The 18,507-nt window shown below is 38.3% G+C and carries 12 protein-coding genes; 5 read left to right on the forward strand and 7 right to left on the reverse strand.

Annotated features, from left to right (window positions below; translation table 11 throughout):
• Positions 1–48: 48 nt before the first annotated feature.
• The 6 genes from MWU78_RS15680 to MWU78_RS15705 all read right to left on the reverse strand — a co-directional run bounded on the left by MWU78_RS15680 (position 49) and on the right by MWU78_RS15705 (position 5,048).
• Positions 49–537 (reverse strand): YqiA/YcfP family alpha/beta fold hydrolase, encoded by a 489-nt coding sequence (locus tag MWU78_RS15680; protein ID WP_246999411.1) that lies wholly within the window; start codon positions 535–537, stop codon positions 49–51.
• A gap of 24 nt (positions 538–561) precedes the next feature.
• On the reverse strand, positions 562–1,497 hold the full coding sequence (locus tag MWU78_RS15685) for an SGNH/GDSL hydrolase family protein (protein WP_246999412.1): 936 nt from the start codon (positions 1,495–1,497) through the stop codon (positions 562–564).
• Between the two features lie 577 nt (positions 1,498–2,074).
• Complete coding sequence (locus MWU78_RS15690; RefSeq protein WP_246999414.1) at positions 2,075–2,401, reverse strand: multidrug efflux SMR transporter; 327 nt, start codon at positions 2,399–2,401, stop codon at positions 2,075–2,077.
• 67 nt (positions 2,402–2,468) lie between these two features.
• Complete coding sequence (locus MWU78_RS15695) at positions 2,469–3,314, reverse strand: alpha/beta hydrolase (RefSeq protein WP_246999416.1); 846 nt, start codon at positions 3,312–3,314, stop codon at positions 2,469–2,471.
• A gap of 206 nt (positions 3,315–3,520) precedes the next feature.
• Entirely contained in the window at positions 3,521–4,402 is an 882-nt protein-coding gene (locus MWU78_RS15700; protein WP_246999418.1) for a hypothetical protein, read from the reverse strand.
• Between the two features lie 106 nt (positions 4,403–4,508).
• Positions 4,509–5,048, reverse strand: a complete 540-nt coding sequence (locus MWU78_RS15705; RefSeq protein ID WP_246999420.1) for a dihydrofolate reductase family protein — start codon at positions 5,046–5,048, stop codon at positions 4,509–4,511.
• Positions 5,049–5,685: 637 nt separating this feature from the next.
• Between MWU78_RS15705 and MWU78_RS15710 the strand changes: the two genes are divergently transcribed.
• Positions 5,686–9,138, forward strand: a complete 3,453-nt coding sequence (locus tag MWU78_RS15710) for a PAS domain S-box protein (protein ID WP_246999422.1) — start codon at positions 5,686–5,688, stop codon at positions 9,136–9,138.
• Between the two features lie 40 nt (positions 9,139–9,178).
• On the opposite strand, the gene MWU78_RS15715 is transcribed toward MWU78_RS15710, so the two are convergent.
• Complete coding sequence (locus MWU78_RS15715; RefSeq protein ID WP_246999424.1) at positions 9,179–10,618, reverse strand: S41 family peptidase; 1,440 nt, start codon at positions 10,616–10,618, stop codon at positions 9,179–9,181.
• A 573-nt stretch (positions 10,619–11,191) separates the two neighbouring features.
• Between MWU78_RS15715 and MWU78_RS15720 the strand changes: the two genes are divergently transcribed.
• The 4 genes from MWU78_RS15720 (at position 11,192) to MWU78_RS15735 (ending at position 18,400) form a co-directional block, all read left to right on the forward strand.
• Positions 11,192–14,248, forward strand: a complete 3,057-nt coding sequence (locus MWU78_RS15720) for a two-component regulator propeller domain-containing protein (protein ID WP_246999426.1) — start codon at positions 11,192–11,194, stop codon at positions 14,246–14,248.
• Between the two features lie 71 nt (positions 14,249–14,319).
• Positions 14,320–14,952, forward strand: coding sequence for a response regulator transcription factor (locus MWU78_RS15725; RefSeq protein WP_246999428.1), 633 nt, complete (start codon positions 14,320–14,322; stop codon positions 14,950–14,952).
• 124 nt (positions 14,953–15,076) lie between these two features.
• Complete coding sequence (locus MWU78_RS15730) at positions 15,077–17,170, forward strand: right-handed parallel beta-helix repeat-containing protein (protein WP_246999430.1); 2,094 nt, start codon at positions 15,077–15,079, stop codon at positions 17,168–17,170.
• Between the two features lie 501 nt (positions 17,171–17,671).
• Positions 17,672–18,400: a head GIN domain-containing protein gene (locus MWU78_RS15735; protein ID WP_246999432.1), complete on the forward strand. Its 729-nt coding sequence runs from the start codon at positions 17,672–17,674 to the stop codon at positions 18,398–18,400.
• Positions 18,401–18,507: the final 107 nt, after the last annotated feature.

Below are 18,507 nucleotides of genomic sequence, written 5' to 3' on the forward strand. Positions count from 1 at the left end.
CTGCCCACCATTTAATAAAATGAAAAACATCATTTGGAATTTATTCTTTCACAAACTTTTGAAAAAAGCTCCTACCTCCTCTTTAAATATTTCCAAAGGAATACGATGCGCTAAATCTTGCCGAAGGCTAATGTGATAATCCGTATTATCCTTTATTGTTTTTGCTATATATTGAAGGGTTCCACTTGGGTCCACTACTTCATCTTTGGCCCCCAGGACCAAGCGCTTATAAGAGCGATCGGGATTGCTATAATCAGGCACACGTTGAAATACGGAACGGGAAACCAAGGCCGGATTGAACAATAGGGATGGTTTTTTAAATGCGATAGACAAATAATAACCTACAAAACCACCCATACTGCTTCCTATAATCACATTTACATCCTTATCCTGGAATTGCTTTTTTAAATTTTCAATACTATCATCGTCCAATTCGTAGTTTATCGATGGAGATTTTACGGTACCATAAGTTTGAAGAATTGCTCTCTTTTCTTCACTTAAACTACCATTGAGGCCATGTATATAAAGAATATTCATTTAAATGTTTATATGATTTTCGTATTACTCCAACAAATTACGTATTTCCTTTTCTAACATTTCAGATTTGCCCAGCGCCTCTTTTAATGGCAGTCCCACATTCATTCCCGGTCTATTGTGGCCAATTGAAGTAAGCCAAGCGTCCTTCATTATCTTTTGCCTCTCCTCTACCAACTTTAATATTTCCTTACCATTAGTAAATTGGGGCACTACCTCTTCCATACTATTGGCTTTGGATACCTGCTCTTCCCCCAAATATAAAAGCAGCTGTTTGGCCATTATCCAATGCCCCGTATCATTGGGGTGAACGCCGTCCTTGGCCAAAAAATAATTATCATCGGTAAGGCGCATATATTCCAGATATTTTCTCATAGGCCAGTGGAGGTCTATTACCTTCCATTGATCTGAATACCGTTTACTGATAAGCCAATCCGCATAAATGTCTAGTACATTGGCGTAGGCTTCGCCCATGCGCTCATCGTAAATGGGAGGGGTTATATGTACAATGGACGCCCCATTATTCTGGACTTCTTGATTCAACCAATTTATACCTTCCTTATACTTTTGGAAACGTTTTTCATCAAAAGGCAAATATATTCCATCGTTCATACCGTAACACGCAAATACCAAATCCGGTTTTACTTTTGTAAGAATGCGGTCCAAGCGTTCATGAAGGTCGGGACGTGGAAATTTTCCATCGGCGTGTCCTGGTTCCGACAGCCCCGATACGGTTTCACTTGGCAAGCCAACATTAATAACTTCAAAATCCCTTTCGGGGTATCGCAAGCTTAAATAGGCATCAACATAGGACACATATTGACCTGAATAGGTGATACTGTTGCCCACAAATAGGATTCGTTTAACACCCTGTGGAATTACATAAGAATTTTGGGCCTTACCATGGAATTGTGACAAAATCAACAAGAAGAAAAGCACTGTCGAAAATTTGGTATTCATCATTTGTGTTCGATTTGTATATTTAAAAACTCACTCCCTTTTTGTTATCAATCCTAACTTTATACTATATTATAATGAAAGAGCCTTTTGTTTCATTCAATTAAGTCCTCTATCCTAGAAAACATATGTAACTATCCTCACTACAAAGAAAATAGTCTCAAAATAAGGTTCGTATCAATACTATAATCAGCCCAAAAACATACAGGGTGGTAAAAATCAGTTTATTATATTTAGCCAGCCAATTGGGAAGAAAAATATCAAAATTATCTTTTGTAGAATCTGAATATTTCCTTGCCATTACTGTTAAGGGGCAAAACATTTTGAAAACCAAAAGAACTATACCCTCCCCTACAATCAAACCTATACCGACCCAGGTATATATATTGACATCATTGAAAATTCCTGAATACAAAATATAGAAAATCACGACCACAAAAAATAGCCAGATCAAGGTATGTACCCATTTTATTAAAAGAAGCCGATTCGCTGCATTCATTTTACACGTAAACCAGATGTTAACGTCTACCTATTATCATTATCAGATGTAACCATAACTATTAATTAAACAATTGACTTTAAACTAATTGGATACATACTTCAGTCCAATAATGGAACATATTAAGGTAATTATAAAGAACATTCTCCAAAAGGTGGCAGGTTCTTTAAAAATCAGGATACCAACCAATACAGTTCCAATAGCCCCAATTCCTGTCCAAACGGCATAAGCCGTCCCAATGGGCAATTCCTGTGTGGCCTTAACTAGCAGGATCATGCTTATGGCCAAGCATAACAAAAACCCAATGTACCAATAGGTTGCCTCCACTCCAGCAGCCTCTTTCGCTTTGCCAAGACAGGCGGCAAAAGCCACTTCAAACAGGCCTGCAATAATCAGAAAAAACCAATTCATAAATATCCTTTAGTCGGTGTAGTTTATAATAAGGTTTTTCAACAACCTTCCCGTCGGCAAAATTATATTAATCAATGTTAATTACTGGTTCCTTATTTAAATATCCCAATGACACCAAAAACTGATCTGCCTCTGAAACAGTATTTTTATAGGCTTTAAGATTGGCATAATTAAAAAATCCATGCCCCTCCCCTTCATACAATTTAAGGTCGCACCTACTTTCCACTTTTTCCATTACTATTTTATAATACTCGGCAGTCACAACTGGTACCAAGTGGTCCTTGGTTCCAAGAAAAAGAATCGTGGGAGGAGCATCTTTTTCAATATTGTGAAGGGGGGAAAAACTTTTATATTCGTCCCCAATCCTTTCATAACCATAGCCTCCGGGACCATTATCTACAACAGGGTTAAAAAGTACCAACGCATTGGGGATACAATCAATGGATGCGTCATCTGCTGAATCATTGTACCCTTCAATCAATGCCGTTGCAGCCGCTAGGTGTCCACCTGCAGAGCCACCAGAAGCAATTAGCTTGTTACCGTCTATGTTAAACTTGGTCGCATTTTTTCTTATAAACCTGATGGCCGACTTAGCATCTTTTAGAGATTCGAAAGGAGTTGTTCCATTTATTTTTGAAGTACGGTAATCCGCCAAAAAACAAACTATCCCTCTTTTGGCAAAATATTGTGCCTGATGAAGGAATTGGGACCTTTTGCCACCTACCCAACCTCCGCCAAAAAAGAAAACCATGGCCGGATAAGTTTCGGTAGATTTCATATTGGGCGGATAATGTACTTCCAAAAACAATTGGGTAGTATCCACTTTCTTATAAAGAATTTCCTCTTGGGAATTACAAATTTGGGTGCTGATTAAAGTACCAATCATTAGTGCAAAAAATAATTTTAAACGCATTTACAGTTTTTTTAGAATGGGCAAGTTAAAATGGGTAGATTCATCAACTTAAATTAAGCTTCTAAGATAGGAAATGAATTGTAAACCATACAACCAAAAAATAATGCGGATAGGAAACTTCTGAATGACTGCAGGTTTTATCCCTAAGGTAGTCAAAACACTACTAAACCTGTTTCCTAAAATGGTTCAATTTATTAAACTGGAATTCAATTTCCTCTATGGAATATGCCAATCAATTTTTCCCATTCACAAACCAAGGCAGCAGCTTGCATGGGTATGTGATTTCTTCCCACTACTGCGAATATTTTCTTCTCTTCCTTTAAAAATCCAGTAATTAGTTCAACCATGTGAAGGTTGCGGAAACTACTTGAATGCTTATTAATTTCATTTGTAAAAATTCCACCTGTTTCTGAAGAATTTCCAGATGGGGTAAACCATTCTTTGGGGGCTTGCCACCATTCCCGATCATTCCCCCAATAATGAGTATAAGCCTCCTCCAAATCAGCTAATGTGGTAATGGTATCTTCCAATTGGGATATGGCATTTGCCTTGACCAGTAATTTCTCCATATGATCAATAATCTGGTCCTTGTCCATTCCCAATGTTTCCCTAACCCGCTGTGCTTCACGCAATAAAAAGAAAAGTTTTATCTGGTCTATAGGGAATAAAGTCGTCAGGTATTCTATTTCTGACATCGGACTTGGTTCTAGAGTGGCCACCTGAATGTTTTTTTCATTGGCCAAAAACCGAACATAGCCAGATTCCCCTAATTTAGCAATCGTCTCTTCCTTGGTTGGAAGAATTCCTCTATTTGGCCCTTCAAAAAGTGCTATATCAAATTTATCCGCGTTCCATTTACTCTCTATTTCCTCAAATTGAGGATGGGACATGTCCTTGGAGTGAAAGGCCCCGTAATACATTAGTATTGCTGTGCCAGAAGCATCCTTTAGATCTAGTTGCCATATAGTACTATCAGTCTCGACAAAATTTGAGTAATCCAGTAAAAGATCTTTACAGTCAACAGAAGTTTGACCATATACCATTGCCGACAATCCAATCAATAGTGTTAAAGCGAAATACTTCATCACGTAATACTTTTGATTATGCCAAGTCATCTAATAAATAACATTCAACTTCTTCTAAACTGAAGAAATTTTGTTCCTGCCTCTTTCTAAAACACGATTCTTTACATCACTACCGTTTTCGGGTGTAACGATTCTGTACAAGCTCATTTAAAAAGACTTTTGAAGTTACCAAAGTAAATTCCAATTCCTTGGAAAGCTGCGAGAATAACGGACTTCCTCCTCCCAAAACTATGGGGATGGTTGTAATTGTCATTTCATCAATGAGATCTTCCTTTAAAAAATTCTGTATGGTTACACCACCATCTATATAAAGCTTGTGGTACCCCTTATCATGTATTTGCTTCAAGATTTCCGTTAAGCTTCCTTTAACCAATTCGGCTTTATCCCTATATTCCGCTGCCAGTGATTCCATGGTGCTACTTACTATAAAAACCGGTTTTGCATATGGCCAATCCACTTCAAAACCACAGACTGTTTCAAAAGTTTTACGCCCTATCACAAGAGCATCCACCTGGGTCATAAATTCATTATAACCCATATCCGTTTGCTCTGGATTGGGAATGGAGGTTAGCCAATCCAATCCACCATTCCTATCGGCGATATACCCATCCAAGCTTGTTGCGATAAAGACCAAATTTCTTTTTTCCATAGCGTAAATTTATTAATAAAGATACCATACGACCTTAATAAATATTGTTAAAATAGTACCACTTGCTACACTTGACCATCTTGTTATTCCCTAAAGAAAAAAATTGTGGATTAAGGAATAGAACCTTATAAGCTCCTGTCTTATAATCCTTTCCCAAAATAATCCACGCCACCAATATTATCGGGTAAAACTAAGAAGTACCCCTTTGCCACTGTTAGGTTCAATATGTAAATCTTGTCTAAGTTGACAATTAATGGAATAGGATATAAGCACTCATCAGTTCGGAAAGTAACTCAAGCATGTGTATTGGTCTTGTAGGCCAAGAACAGCGTATTTCATCGATTAATTTGTGTGCTTTATCGTATTAATCCTTAATTTACAAATGTTATATATTAATTGTTGTGGTAAAATACTTAAAAGATATGTTGATTATTACTGCAAAAAGTGAATTATAATCACTAAAACAAAGCTTTAATTAAATTGTTTTAGATTGTAGGATGAAATAGTAAATTGCCAATTCATCTATATTTAAAACAGTATCGTAAAAAGAAATCATAATTTTGCAACTTTTTAGCTTTAAGTCGCTTGGAACCAATAATATTACTAGGGTAGACCTCTTTAAAAAAACTGTAAATTAATGGTCAACAACAAAGTTGCAGCCTTCCCTTCTTTTCCTCCACTAATCCTACCCGTCAAAATATCGGAAGACATATATCAATTGGCCAATTTTATATGCGGCAGTCCAAACGCCAAGCTAATACTACTGGAGATACCCAAAAAGCTGTCAATCGCAAATGGGCGTTCCGATGATCAAGTGCCCCATATGGAGGATATGCTTTCTGATCATCTGTCTAAACAACCCAATGAATTATTCATCATAGAGGACATCCAAAAGGACCAGAGCATACAAAATTGTACGGTCAATATGGACTGTGCCGACATGAAGTTTCTTGCCGTTGTTCCTATTCCCAATGCCAATGGCTCGGTGGCAGGAATACTCTGTATCCAGGATATTAATCCAAAACAACTTACCCAAGGACAGAAGAACGCTCTTAAAAATTTGGCCAATCAAACGGCTACCTTAATAGGCCTGGGGAAGGAAAAAAAACCTAAAAAAAAGACCTTAGTTCCCAAACTTGGCTATTGGAGTCTAAATTTAAAAGATTCCTCACTGTTTTGGTCGGAAGAAGTTCACAAAATATGGGAAAGGGACAAGGACAGTTTCGAATTGAACTATGCCAATTTTTTAGATACGATTCATCCGGACGACCAAGAAACCTTTGCAAGAGTAACGAACGAGGCCATATCAAATAACAGGATTCACGATTTCACACATAGGATTATCTTGCCGGATGGTTCCATTAAATGGGTGCATGAATTGGGATTGCTGGTCTTGGATAAAGCAGGTAAACCCAAAGTATTTGAGGGCACCGTACAGGACATCAGTCAACAAAAAAGAGAAGAACATCAGTGGCGTTTGGTTGAATCTGTTGTGACCAACACAAAGGATGCAGTTTTGATTACCGAAGCAGAACCCTTTGATAAGCCAGGACCTAGAATTATCTTTGTTAACGAGGCCTTTACCAAAATGACAGGATATACGGCCAAAGAGGTTATAGGAAAAACCCCCAGAATCCTACAGGGTCCAAAAACGGATAGAGAGGCTTTAAAAAGGTTGGGTGAGGCAATACGAAAATGGAAACCCTACGAACTTACCATAATCAACTATAAAAAGAACGGGGAAGAATTTTGGTCCAACTTTTCCCTAAATCCAGTTGCCGATGAAACCGGTTGGTATACACATTGGATTGCCATAGAGCGGGACGTTACCGAACAAAAAAACCAAGAACTCCAAAGAAAATTATTGGCAGACATAAGTCAACATTTTAATCAGGAAGAAACTTTGCATCTTTGTTTGACCAAAGTTCTTGAACATTTGGTGGAATTTGGAAATTACACATTTGGAGAAATTTGGCTGCCAAATATAGATGCCAACCTATTAAAACTTACTGCCAAATACACTGACAAGGAGGCCGGATATCAATTCTACAAGAACTGTAACTCTGTCGACCCATTAGCCTATGGTCAGGGCTTACCGGGAACGGTTTGGCAAACACAGCAAGTGGAGGTTTGGGATAACATAGTTAGCAACCAGGCTTTTTTAAGGGGAAAAGCCGCGGAAATATCAGGAATGGAAATGGTTATTGGGGTACCTTTAACCCACAATAATACTATAATAGGAGTTCTTGTTCTAGGTTATGAAACCGAAAATAAGCCCCTATCCTTAAATGAGGAATTATTTATTCAATTGGAAACTCATCTAGGGGCTGAAATTAAACGGAAGCGCCTAGAACTGGAATTGGATCAAATTTTTAAATTTGCCCCAGATATCGTATGCGTCACAGGAACGGACGGATATATAAAGAAGATAAACCCTGCTGGAGCAAGATTATTGGAATATTCAGAAAAAGAGCTGCTAAGCAGACCTTATCTGGAATTAATTCATCCGGACGACCGTCCGAACACTGCTGAAGCCCACAGTAAGCTAATGGACCAGCAGAAAATTAAAAATCAAGAAAATCGATATATCACCAAAAGTGGCAAAACCATTTGGCTAAGTTGGACCGCAAGTCCTTCTCCTGAAGATGGATTAATTTTTGCCATTGCCAAGGACATTACAAAAAATAAAAAGCTACGTGAACTATTAAATATGGCCAATAAATTGGCACAAATTGGCAGTTGGGAATTGGACTTACTAACCAATACAGTTTACTGGTCCGATATTACCAAGAAAATTTATGGCGTGGATAATGAATACCAACCAAGTTCTGAACAGGCCAAAGGCTTTTATCAAATAGAACCCTATGCCAGCAAATTATCGGCCTATTTTAAAGAAGCAGTAAATAAAGGGGAAGCCTGGGATATTGAAATGCCTATTGTTACGGGAAATGGATTGGAACAATGGGTAAGAATGATTGGAAATTCTGAATTCAAAAATAACCATTGTATCCGGATTTACGGAAGTATCCAAAACATACACGAACTTAAAGTGGCCCAGTTGGCATACAAAAAAGCCTTTAACGAAAACCATAAAATATTGGAAAGTATAGGGGATGCCTTTATTTCCGTGGATAAGAATTGGGCTGTTAACTATTGGAACAAACAGTCAGAAGAACTACTTGGTATGAGTAGAAAAGATATCCTAGGTAAACAATTATGGGAAATAATCCCGGATAGTTCAGATTATGATTTTTATAAAAATTTAAAGAAATCACAGCATAATAAAAAGAAGATAACCTTTGAAGAGTTTCATCCTGAATTTAATTTATGGTTCGAGGTCAATGCCTACCCTTCCATAAACGGAATCTCCATATTTATTAAAGATGTTAGTGCTCGTATAGCTGCAGAAGAAAATATTAAACTATCCAACGAACGTTTTGAAAAAGCAACTGAAGCCACCAATGATGCCATTTATGACAGGAACTTAAATGATAATATTTTATTCTTTAGCAAAGGCTTTAAAACCTTATTTGGTCACGATATAAACAACAGTTCGGATAACCTTCAACTATGGAAAAGATTACTACATCCAGATGATGCTCAATTGGTGCAGGTATCCTTTAATGAAGCCCTAAACAACCAACAAACCAAAAAATGGGAGGCAGAATACCGATTTCAGAAAGCAAATGGTGAATATACCCATGTAAGAGACATGGCCATTTTGGTAAGAAACCCATTAGGTAAAGCAATCCGTATCGTAGGTGCCATTTCCGATATTGGTCTGCGCAAAATGCATGAGGAATCATTAAAGAAGTTAAATCAGGAATTAAAGGAATACAGTTTTAATATTGAAGAACAAAACAAAAAATTCAAGGAAATTGCATGGACCCAATCACATATTGTTCGGGCACCGGTAGCAAGGTTGATGGGAATAATTGAATTGTTCAAGGAGGACATGCTTGAATTCTCGGAAAAAGAAAAAATGCTGGATCATATTCTAGATTCAGCCCATGAAATTGATGATATAATCAATGATATTGTTCAAAAGTCCAGATCGATTATCAATATTCAAAATAAGAATGAATCATAGCCCTGATTTAAAGGTCCGTAAATTTCACCTCTAGGGACCTCTATCGTTCTCCGATAATTGCAACAACCTTCTCCATAACCTCATCCCTACCCAATAAAACACCTGTAATCGTTGGTTGCACCTGGTAATGGGGTACAATTCCTCTATCTATAAATTCATAATCTTTAACCGCTGTATAATAGGCCATCAAAGGAATCCCCAGTTTCAACTTGGAGTTCGGGAGGGTTACTATGGCAAATGCGCCACTATTATTCCCGTAATATCCACCACCGGTTTCATCCCCTATGAATGTGGCTCTATGTAAGTAATGTGCTACGGCACTGAACTCGGAGGTTACCGAGAAACATGCGCCATCTATTAGTACAAATACCTCACCGGTAAACCGATTCTCTTGAGGGATTTGAATATGTAGGTTTTCATTGTGTTCCCATCGAAACTCCCCATCCTCGGTCTGGGTAATCAATGACCTTAACTGATCATAACCCTCTGGTAATTGGGCATGCTCCATAAAAGAAAATCTTTCGTTGGTTGCCAGTACAAGTTTATCGTAATACCTAAATTCGGTATCCATTAAATAGGACAATAACAAGGTTCCATAGCCATCCTTCCCTCCTTCATTACCTCTCAAATCCAATATTAAATTCTGAATGTTTTTATCGTTGATAGTAGCAAAAGATTGCTTCAAAAACCCTTCAAAATTATATTTCTCGTCGTTTGGCCAAAACGTTCGTAATGTCAAGAGAGCGGTATTCCCATCCTTGAACTCCAATTGATAAGGTATTTCATTCATTTCTTCGTCATCAATTTCCTTTATCCTTTGGTAAGAGACCACCGGTAGATCCATAATACCATTCCGCCGGTGGTCCATATATGTAATACTAATTTTGTCTTGGCCCTTTCCTTCCTCCAAATAAAAATTAGAAAATAAGGCGCTGAAGTATCTATTCAGTTCATAATACTTGAAGCTCTGGTTATGTCCGTCAGAAAACAGATTGTTCAACAACCCGTTAATAATATCCTTTATCGCCATACCATTTATAGCGATAATTTCCGTTCCTGGTTTAATTTTAATGGAACTGTCATAGCTGGAGAGCACATAAGCTTTATGTCCTTCCAAAAATAATTTTAAGGGAAATAGGTTTTCCGTATTGTAATAATATATAAACCCATTATCCTCTGAAGGCATTAGCTTGGTGTGTCCACATCCAATTTTTGCCACTATAGGATTCAATTTCTTATAAAACTCCTGCTGGGTCAGTGGTCCAGCGAGCGCTTTGGCAACCACATTAAAGCTGTCATCCAAAACAGATTTGTCTTCATATCTATAGATCCCGGGGTGTGCCTCCTCCAATGCCGTCCTGAATAGTTGAAAATCTTCCTTTAACTGGGGAAGTGTTAAGACACTTTGTCCTGCTACGTTCAGGCCGCCAAAGAGTTGAGCAAACATAAAACCACACTGTAATATTACTTTTGCTTTCATAAATTTTAATATTTCAAATGATTACACCCAAAAAATACCCTCTTCACATAATCCCATCTTATGGACGTCCCCAGTGTAGAGAAAACTAATATTCAAGTTTACAAAGGTCAAGATATAGGTAAGACCATGCAATCACATAAGAATGTGGTATTTAATTAGGGGGATTAAAGACTTGGCAAATAATCATTAAATAATTATGTCGCCATAATCTATTTCCAGATTTGAGAAAGTCCATTTTCACATATATATGCTATTTCCTGAATTGCCAACTTGGTCTACATTTGTCCTGTTCGATTGCTTGGTTGTTTAAGTAAATTGAAAAAAATTCCTTAAACAGCTAAGCTCATTAAAATGAAAAGGGTTTATTCATCAATCAAAAAAAATCACCATCATGTTAGCACTTTTTATTCTTCTATTAAAATTATTAATGGACCTGTGGATTACAATATTATTTTAAATAAAACTTGAATCTATAACCACATGAAACGACTTCCTAGACAACAAATCATTTAAGATTTTTTATAGATTGGATGTCAAATCTTTGCGTAATTTTAATATAAACCATGTGGTTGCATGAGCATAAGAATTCTTTTTTGCTTGTTATGTTTCCAAACCTATATTTTTGGACAGAACTCTTATGTTTTCAATAGATTTTCTACCGCAGATGGTTTGGCCACCAACAAGGTGAAATGTGTTTGGCAGGACCCAAAAGGTTTTCTCTGGATTGGCACCGAGGTGGGTATACAGCGTTTTGATGGCAGAAAATTTTTATCCTATGTTGGTCCTGAAAATTACCAGCTACCTCCAAGCATCGGCGTTGATCAAATTTTAGATGCTGGCAATGGCGACCTATGGCTCTTGCAAGGAGGACAGATCGGGAAATTCAATACTGTAGATTTTCATTATACCTCCGTTCCAATTCGAAGTTTTGGCAGCATCCCCCCTAGATCAGAATTCAAGCTCTATGTAGACAGTAAGAATCAAGTATTCTTATGCGCTTCCAAATATGGCCTATTATGGTACGATGACAATTCCAAGTCATTTGTAGAATCCAATTTACCTATAAAAATTCCCAGAGGTTGGGGAGTTATATCCCTTTTTGAGGATAAGGAAAAAGGGGAATATTGGATCTGTAGTGAACAGGGTCTTGCCGTATACCGTAGTGCCAGTGGGGAGGTATTTCACAGGCACAATAATCCGGAGGGCATACCCCTATTGAACGACAAGGCAATTACAAACTCCGGGGATTTTATTAAAGACAAAAATGGTACTTGGTGGCTTACGTATTGGGACTACAGTCCACACAAGGAACACCCCGTTCTTCTACATTTCGACCCAAATACCAACAAAATCCTACCGGATACCTTGGGAAGCAAATGGGCTACAAATAAATATACGGTTCTAAAGCAAATTCTGGAGACCAGTTCCGGACAGATATGGATAGGAGGGGAAAATTCATTGTTGAGCTATGACAATGACCTTCAAGGTTTTTACCAACATCTTAAGTCAAACCCTCTCGAGTTCGACATTAAATGTAATCAGACAAGACATATCTTTGAGGACAGGGAAGGCAATATTTGGTTGAGTACGGAGAATGGGCTTTATGTTATGAATCCCAACCAGAAGGATGTTTACAGTCTTGTGGTCATTGATGGCCTAGGGCTGGACTCACCTGTAAATGCCATACTGGAAACCCAGGACAAGGAAAACTGGATTGGAACTTGGGGCAAGGGTATTCTATTTTATAATGATAATTTCATAAAATTGGATGCTAATCCCTATGTGGGACTGGGGAATGAATCCATAACCAAATTCTCTGCCATCTGGGACCTTCAACAGCACAGTGAATCCGGATATGTTTGGTCTGCCTGTCAAGGAGGCGCATTGGCCGTTTTTGACCCTAATAATAAAAAGGCTTTACACTGGTTGCTTCCACCTGTTTTTAGTAATTCTACCATTCGGCAGTTAAAAGAAGACCACAATGGAAACCTTTGGTTTGGTACCCAAAGCGGGCGTTTGGTAAAATGGAACAAAAGCGATCCCATTGCCGATGAAAACTTTGAGGAGTTACATCATTTCAACACCATTATTTACAGACTCCATGTAGATGATCAAGGTAGGTTATGGGTGGGGACGCACAAGCAAGGCGTATATGTTATTGATGTGAACACCAATGAGATCTTATTTCATTTTAATAAGGAGTTTAGTGACAGTTATGGGATTGCGGACAATACTATTTTCGATATCCAGCAATATAATGACAGTGTTTTTTTCTTGGGGACCGAGGCATTGAATATACTCAACATTAAAACTGCCAAGGTTAAAAAAATTACTTCCTACGAAGGCTTATATGGATCAAGGGTGTTGCAACTGATGATTGATCACGAAGGCATTGCTTGGATGATTACCAGCAATGGTCTTAGCAGTTATAACTACGACAAGAATATCATTAGTTCCTATAGCAACCTCCATGGGGTAATCTATGCGGAAAAGACCAACAGTGCCAAATGGATGATGCAAAACGGGGAGATATGGTTTGGTGGTGAGGATGTAGTGTTTGGTTTTTCGCCCGAAAAGCTGAATTTTAAACATAAACCCCCAAAAGTGAGCATTACCGATTTTAAGCTGTTCAATACTTACTTGCCTGTAGATTCGATAATGACCCAAAAAGAAATCATTTTTAATCACTATCAAAATTCATTTACTTTCTATTTTTCCGCCCTGAGCTTTTCCCATCAAAAAAAGTTACAATACTTCTATCGCATTCCGGGAGTTAACAAAGATTGGGTAAAGGCCGAAAGAGATCTGGCAGCAACCTATACCACTATGCCCTCAGGAAAATATACCTTCCAAGTAAAATGTATGAACCTGCAGGGACTTGAGCCCGATGAGATCACCAGTGTCGATTTCCGAATACTGCCGCCATTCTATCTCACTTGGTGGTTTATCTCCTTAATCTCATTAACGGTAATTGGAATTGCCTATTTTATGTATCGACTTAAGGTAAACCGCATATTGGCGGTTGAAAACTTAAGGAACAAAGTGGCAAGAGACCTACATGATGACATGGGCTCTACCCTGAGCACTATAAACATCCTCAGTTCTATGGCCAAAAGCAAAATGAACCATGATACCGTAACCAGTGGCAACTACCTTTCTAAGATTACCGATAACAGCCAAAGGATGATGGAGGCCATGGATGATATTGTTTGGAGCATTAAACCGGACAACGATAACATGCACAGGGTAATTGCAAGGATGAGGGAATACGCTACTGGGATTTTGGAGGCGCGGAACATAGAGTTCAACTTTGAGGTAGATGATAAAATAAATGATTTAAAACTGGATATGGAAGCTAGGCGCGACCTCTTTCTAATTTTCAAGGAAGCCATCAACAACATTGCTAAATATTCCCAAGCCAAACGGGCAGAGGTGCTTTTTACCTATCGGGATAGGTGGTTAAAATTGCAGATCATGGACAACGGAATAGGCTTCGAGGTAGAAAAAGTAGATAATGGAAATGGTCTGGACAATATGGCTAAAAGGGCATCCAATCTAAAAGGACAATTGAAAATAGACAGTAAGACAGATCTGGGAACAGAAATCTGTTTGGGCATACCGGTAAGATAAAGGTCTTTTTAACATATTTATGTGATTTTATTTTATGGGATTCGGACTTAACTTTACAAAAAGCGACAGTTATGATAAGTGTAGTAATCTATGAGGATAATCCCCAATTTCGTGAGGGACTTACCATGTTGATCAATGGTAGCGATGGATTTTCCGTTTTGGCAACGTACAAAAATTGCAACAATGTTGCCGAAGAAGTGAAAAAATGGTCACCCGATGTAGTATTGATGGATATCAACATGCCAGGGACAGACGGACTGGAAGGCCTTAAGAAAATAAGGGCAGTAGATGCAGAAGTTAAAGTATTGATGCTAACCGTCTTTGACGACAATAAAAATGTTTTTGAGGCTTTGAGAAACGGGGCCAATGGTTATTTGTTGAAGAAGACCCCTCCGGCCAAACTATTGGAATATATACAAGATGCCACCTTGGGGGGTGCTCCCATGACCTCCTCCATTGCCACACAAGTACTAAAGATGTTCCAGGTAATTCCGCAGACCAAGAACCAGGACTATTGCCTTAGTGAACGGGAAACACAGGTACTGCAACTTTTGGTAGATGGGTTCAGCTATAAAATGATTGCTGCAGAGCTCTTCATCGCAATAGACACCGTACGGTCGCACATTAAAAAAATCTACGAAAAACTTCATGTTAACAGCAAGAGTGAAGCTGTAGCAAAGGCTTTTAAGGATAGGCTATTATAACATAAACTTGATTTAAACCTACAAATTAGCGCTCAAATTCACATACTTATGCGATTGTAGGTACTAAAGTTCCTGACTTCCTTTGTCCTGAAAAAAATTGAAACAATAACTCAATATCAGGATAATGAAAACAAATCTAATTCTACTTACCATCTTCTTCTTAATGATAATTGGCTGTTCTGAGGACGACAGCAGTGAAATTCCAGCAAACACTTTGGAGGCAAAGGTTGTCAGCGAGTATCAAGGAGAAATCCTTACCGGTGAGACCTTGGTCTTGGATGGATCCAAATCCAAGGATAAGGCTGGTAAACCATTCCAGTACTTATGGAAAATAAAGGCCAAGCCCAACGGCAGTTTAACCGAGTTGGAGGAAGAAGTAACGGCCAAACCTAAATTTACCCCAGACAAAGCGGGGAATTATTCGGTGGAACTAAAAATTTTCAATTCCGAATTCTATGATACGGATGAACTTGCCATTTTAGTAAAAGACAGAGAAAACCCTCCCTTACAGGAAACTATAATTATTTCGGAAAACATTACGGAACGTCTTCATTTGGCCAATGTATTTGAGGACCCTGGCAAATTCGATTATTTGGTAACAAGTGATATACATGTAACGGCCCTACTTACCATAGATCCAAACGTAGTTATTGCCTTTGAACAAAATACCGCTATGTATATAGACAATCCTGGGGCCATCATAACAACCCCAGCGGCCAGCTCGTTTATCACCTTTACGGGTAAGAATAAGGTTCCTGGCTATTGGAAGGGATTGATTATAAATTCCAATAGTCCCTTAAACAAGTTAGACCGGGTTACCATTGAATACGGAGGTGGTGCCATTGCCCATGGTATGGAGGTTGCTACTGGTTTGGGTATCGCCAACGAGGGTCCGGGCCACCTTAACCTAGTCTCCTCGATTATTCAGTATAGTGCTGCCTTTGCCATGGCCGTTGAAGTTGGAGCTAAGTGGAACACCGAATCCTTTAATGCCTATAGGAACAACAAAAAAATTATGAGGATACCTGCCTCACAGTTTGGGGTTGTATCCAGCTTGTCCGAATTTCAAAATAATGAAGAAGACAATATAGAAATCATCGGTGACCAAATCGATGATACTGAAGAAACCGTATGGAGCGATTTTTACAACGGCTCGGGTCTTTCTTTAGATGCAAAATACATTGTAAAGGGAAAAGTAGAGGTTATTTCCGGGCTAAGGATTTTGGGTGGCCTTGAATTGTACATGGACAAGGACTCTGAAATCAACATTACCAAGAGAGGCTATTTAATTGCCCTTGGCAGTCCTCAGGACCCCATTAAATTCCTTGGAAATGAATCCGTAAGCGGAGGTTATTGGAAAGGTATCTCCATTATGTCCAACGACATGAAAAACGAATTGGACAACGTAGAAATACACAATGCCGGAAGCGAAATTATGGACGGATTGCAGTATAAGACTGCCGTTGGATTGGGAGGGGCCAATGAGGCTAAATTAAAGTTATTTAGCTCCAAAATCGTAGGCAGTGGTGGCAATGGAATTTACCTTGAAAACGGCGCTGAACTTGTACACATAGACCAAATTAGGTTTCATGAAAACCAAGGTCCGGCCATTACCATGGCTGCCAACCAGGTGAAAAAACTTAACAATGCCACAGGAATGGAATTTATAGGCAACGGTCATAATGGAGTTGAAATTCTAGGATCTACTTTGTTCAGTCCGGATGGAAGCGAGACTGTTTGGCCCTCCCTGCATTTTGGCGCTAGCTATTTGGTGAGTGGCAATTTGGGCATCCAATCCGGCTTAAAAATACTTCCCGGAGCTGTATTTAAGTTTGCCGAAGATAAAATGTTAGGGGTGTTCCCAAACGGATATTTAATTGCCAAAGGCACAGATACCAACAAGATTGTTTTTACTGGGGCCAATGCCAGCAAAGGTTTCTGGAACGGAATCCGTATTCAATCGGACAACATTAAAAACCTGCTAGACCAAACGGAGGTGCTCTACGCCGGAAAATCTGAAATGCCAGGGGTAGGCAAAATAGCTAGTATTGGTCTTGACGGGGATTACTTGGCCAATTTAACCATCATAAATTCAAAAATTGCTCATGGACATGGCTACGGAATTGCCTTGGAAGACAACAGAACGTCCTTGAACTCGGATTATGACATAGTAAATATTTTTGAGGACCTAAGCCTTGGAAATGTATCCCTACCCTAATGAAATATGGTATATATAACGTGCCTATCCTTTTTCCATTATTAACAATGAGCGGTATAAAATAAATGTTATTTAGGATGTGATTGGCGGCATAAATTGGATAGGGATCCATCAATCTTCCACATACATATGCGATTGTGGGCCGTGGAATTCCAAACGATCTTTGTTTCAATTATTAATCAAAAAAAATAAAGTCATGAAAGCATTTGATAATTACCGAAGAATACCCACAGAATCTAATAAACATGTCTTCTTTTCAAAAACGAAATACGGCAAAAGAAGTCAATGGTCGGCCTTAAGACGTTTCACGGCCGCTTATTAAAAATAGAAAAATGGTGGTGTCTTAAGCACCATTTTAATTTAAAAAAAATCTCAAAATAAATGTACTATGAAAAATCTAGGTATTGAATTTTACAGAAAATGTATATACGTTATATATACCATTTTTCTAATCTATTTACTGATATCAGCAAAGAAATAATCAATCTAAAAAAACAAGAAATGGGTTCTACATCAAAAATAAGTTTAGTAATTGCCTTTTCTATTCTACTATGGTCCTGTGAAAAGGATACTATTACGGCCTCCTCTGAAATTACCACTAAGGACTTTGAATTCTCTGGCTATACTTCCTTGGAAGTTAATGATAATTTTAAGGTATACATAGACTTTTCGGAAACCGAGGAAAAATTGAGAGTTCAGGCGAACGACAATCTTCACGAATATGTCATAGTAAACAAGGAAAGCAACAAGTTAACCGTGAAACTGGACAATGATCTTAGCATAAAAGGAAAGGAAACCTTAAACGTGTTTATTACCACCAAGAAAATCAATAATTTTACTATTAAGGGTAACACAAAATTGGTATTGGAAAATCTTTTGGAAACAGATAATCTAAAAATACATCTAACAGGGAATACCTTTATTTCCGGCCCTTTGGAGGTAGAAAGCCTTGATGTGGATGCCACAGGAAACTGTATGGTAGATTTTTCAGGAAGTGTAAAAACTATGGATGTGGAGCTAAAAGGGAACTCTGAAATATCAGATTACGACCTCAGCATTGAAACGCTAAAAATTGACCTCTCCGGTAACAGCAATGCCTATCTTACGGTAAACAATTCCATTTCAGTCGATGCCAGTGGAAATAGTGTGCTATCCTATAAGGGCAATGCCACCATTATACATCAGAAATTGTCCTCAAGTTCTAAAATCGTAAAAAAGGATAATGGTTAGGATTCAATTTTTTGATATCACAACAATCTGTGTGGAAAAAGAAAAGACAAACGCTTAATATCCATTGATGAAGGTATAATGCAGATATATTTGCTCAAACCCAAATC

This window comes from Arenibacter sp. F26102 (assembly GCF_023015865.1).
Taxonomy (GTDB): domain Bacteria; phylum Bacteroidota; class Bacteroidia; order Flavobacteriales; family Flavobacteriaceae; genus Arenibacter.

Excerpts from the sequence above, each read along its gene's own strand:
- MWU78_RS15695 (WP_246999416.1), bottom strand. The coding sequence starts at position 3,314 with ATGCGTTTAAAATTATTTTTTGCACTAATGATTGGTACTTTAATCAGC.
- MWU78_RS15725 (WP_246999428.1), top strand. The coding sequence starts at position 14,320 with ATGATAAGTGTAGTAATCTATGAGGATAATCCCCAATTTCGTGAGGGA.
- MWU78_RS15730 (WP_246999430.1), top strand. The coding sequence starts at position 15,077 with ATGAAAACAAATCTAATTCTACTTACCATCTTCTTCTTAATGATAATT.
- MWU78_RS15690 (WP_246999414.1), bottom strand. The coding sequence starts at position 2,401 with ATGAATTGGTTTTTTCTGATTATTGCAGGCCTGTTTGAAGTGGCTTTT.
- MWU78_RS15705 (WP_246999420.1), bottom strand. The coding sequence starts at position 5,048 with ATGGAAAAAAGAAATTTGGTCTTTATCGCAACAAGCTTGGATGGGTAT.
- MWU78_RS15685 (WP_246999412.1), bottom strand. The coding sequence starts at position 1,497 with ATGATGAATACCAAATTTTCGACAGTGCTTTTCTTCTTGTTGATTTTG.
- MWU78_RS15710 (WP_246999422.1), top strand. The coding sequence starts at position 5,686 with ATGGTCAACAACAAAGTTGCAGCCTTCCCTTCTTTTCCTCCACTAATC.
- MWU78_RS15715 (WP_246999424.1), bottom strand. The coding sequence starts at position 10,618 with ATGAAAGCAAAAGTAATATTACAGTGTGGTTTTATGTTTGCTCAACTC.
- MWU78_RS15680 (WP_246999411.1), bottom strand. The coding sequence starts at position 537 with ATGAATATTCTTTATATACATGGCCTCAATGGTAGTTTAAGTGAAGAA.
- MWU78_RS15720 (WP_246999426.1), top strand. The coding sequence starts at position 11,192 with ATGAGCATAAGAATTCTTTTTTGCTTGTTATGTTTCCAAACCTATATT.
- MWU78_RS15735 (WP_246999432.1), top strand. The coding sequence starts at position 17,672 with ATGGGTTCTACATCAAAAATAAGTTTAGTAATTGCCTTTTCTATTCTA.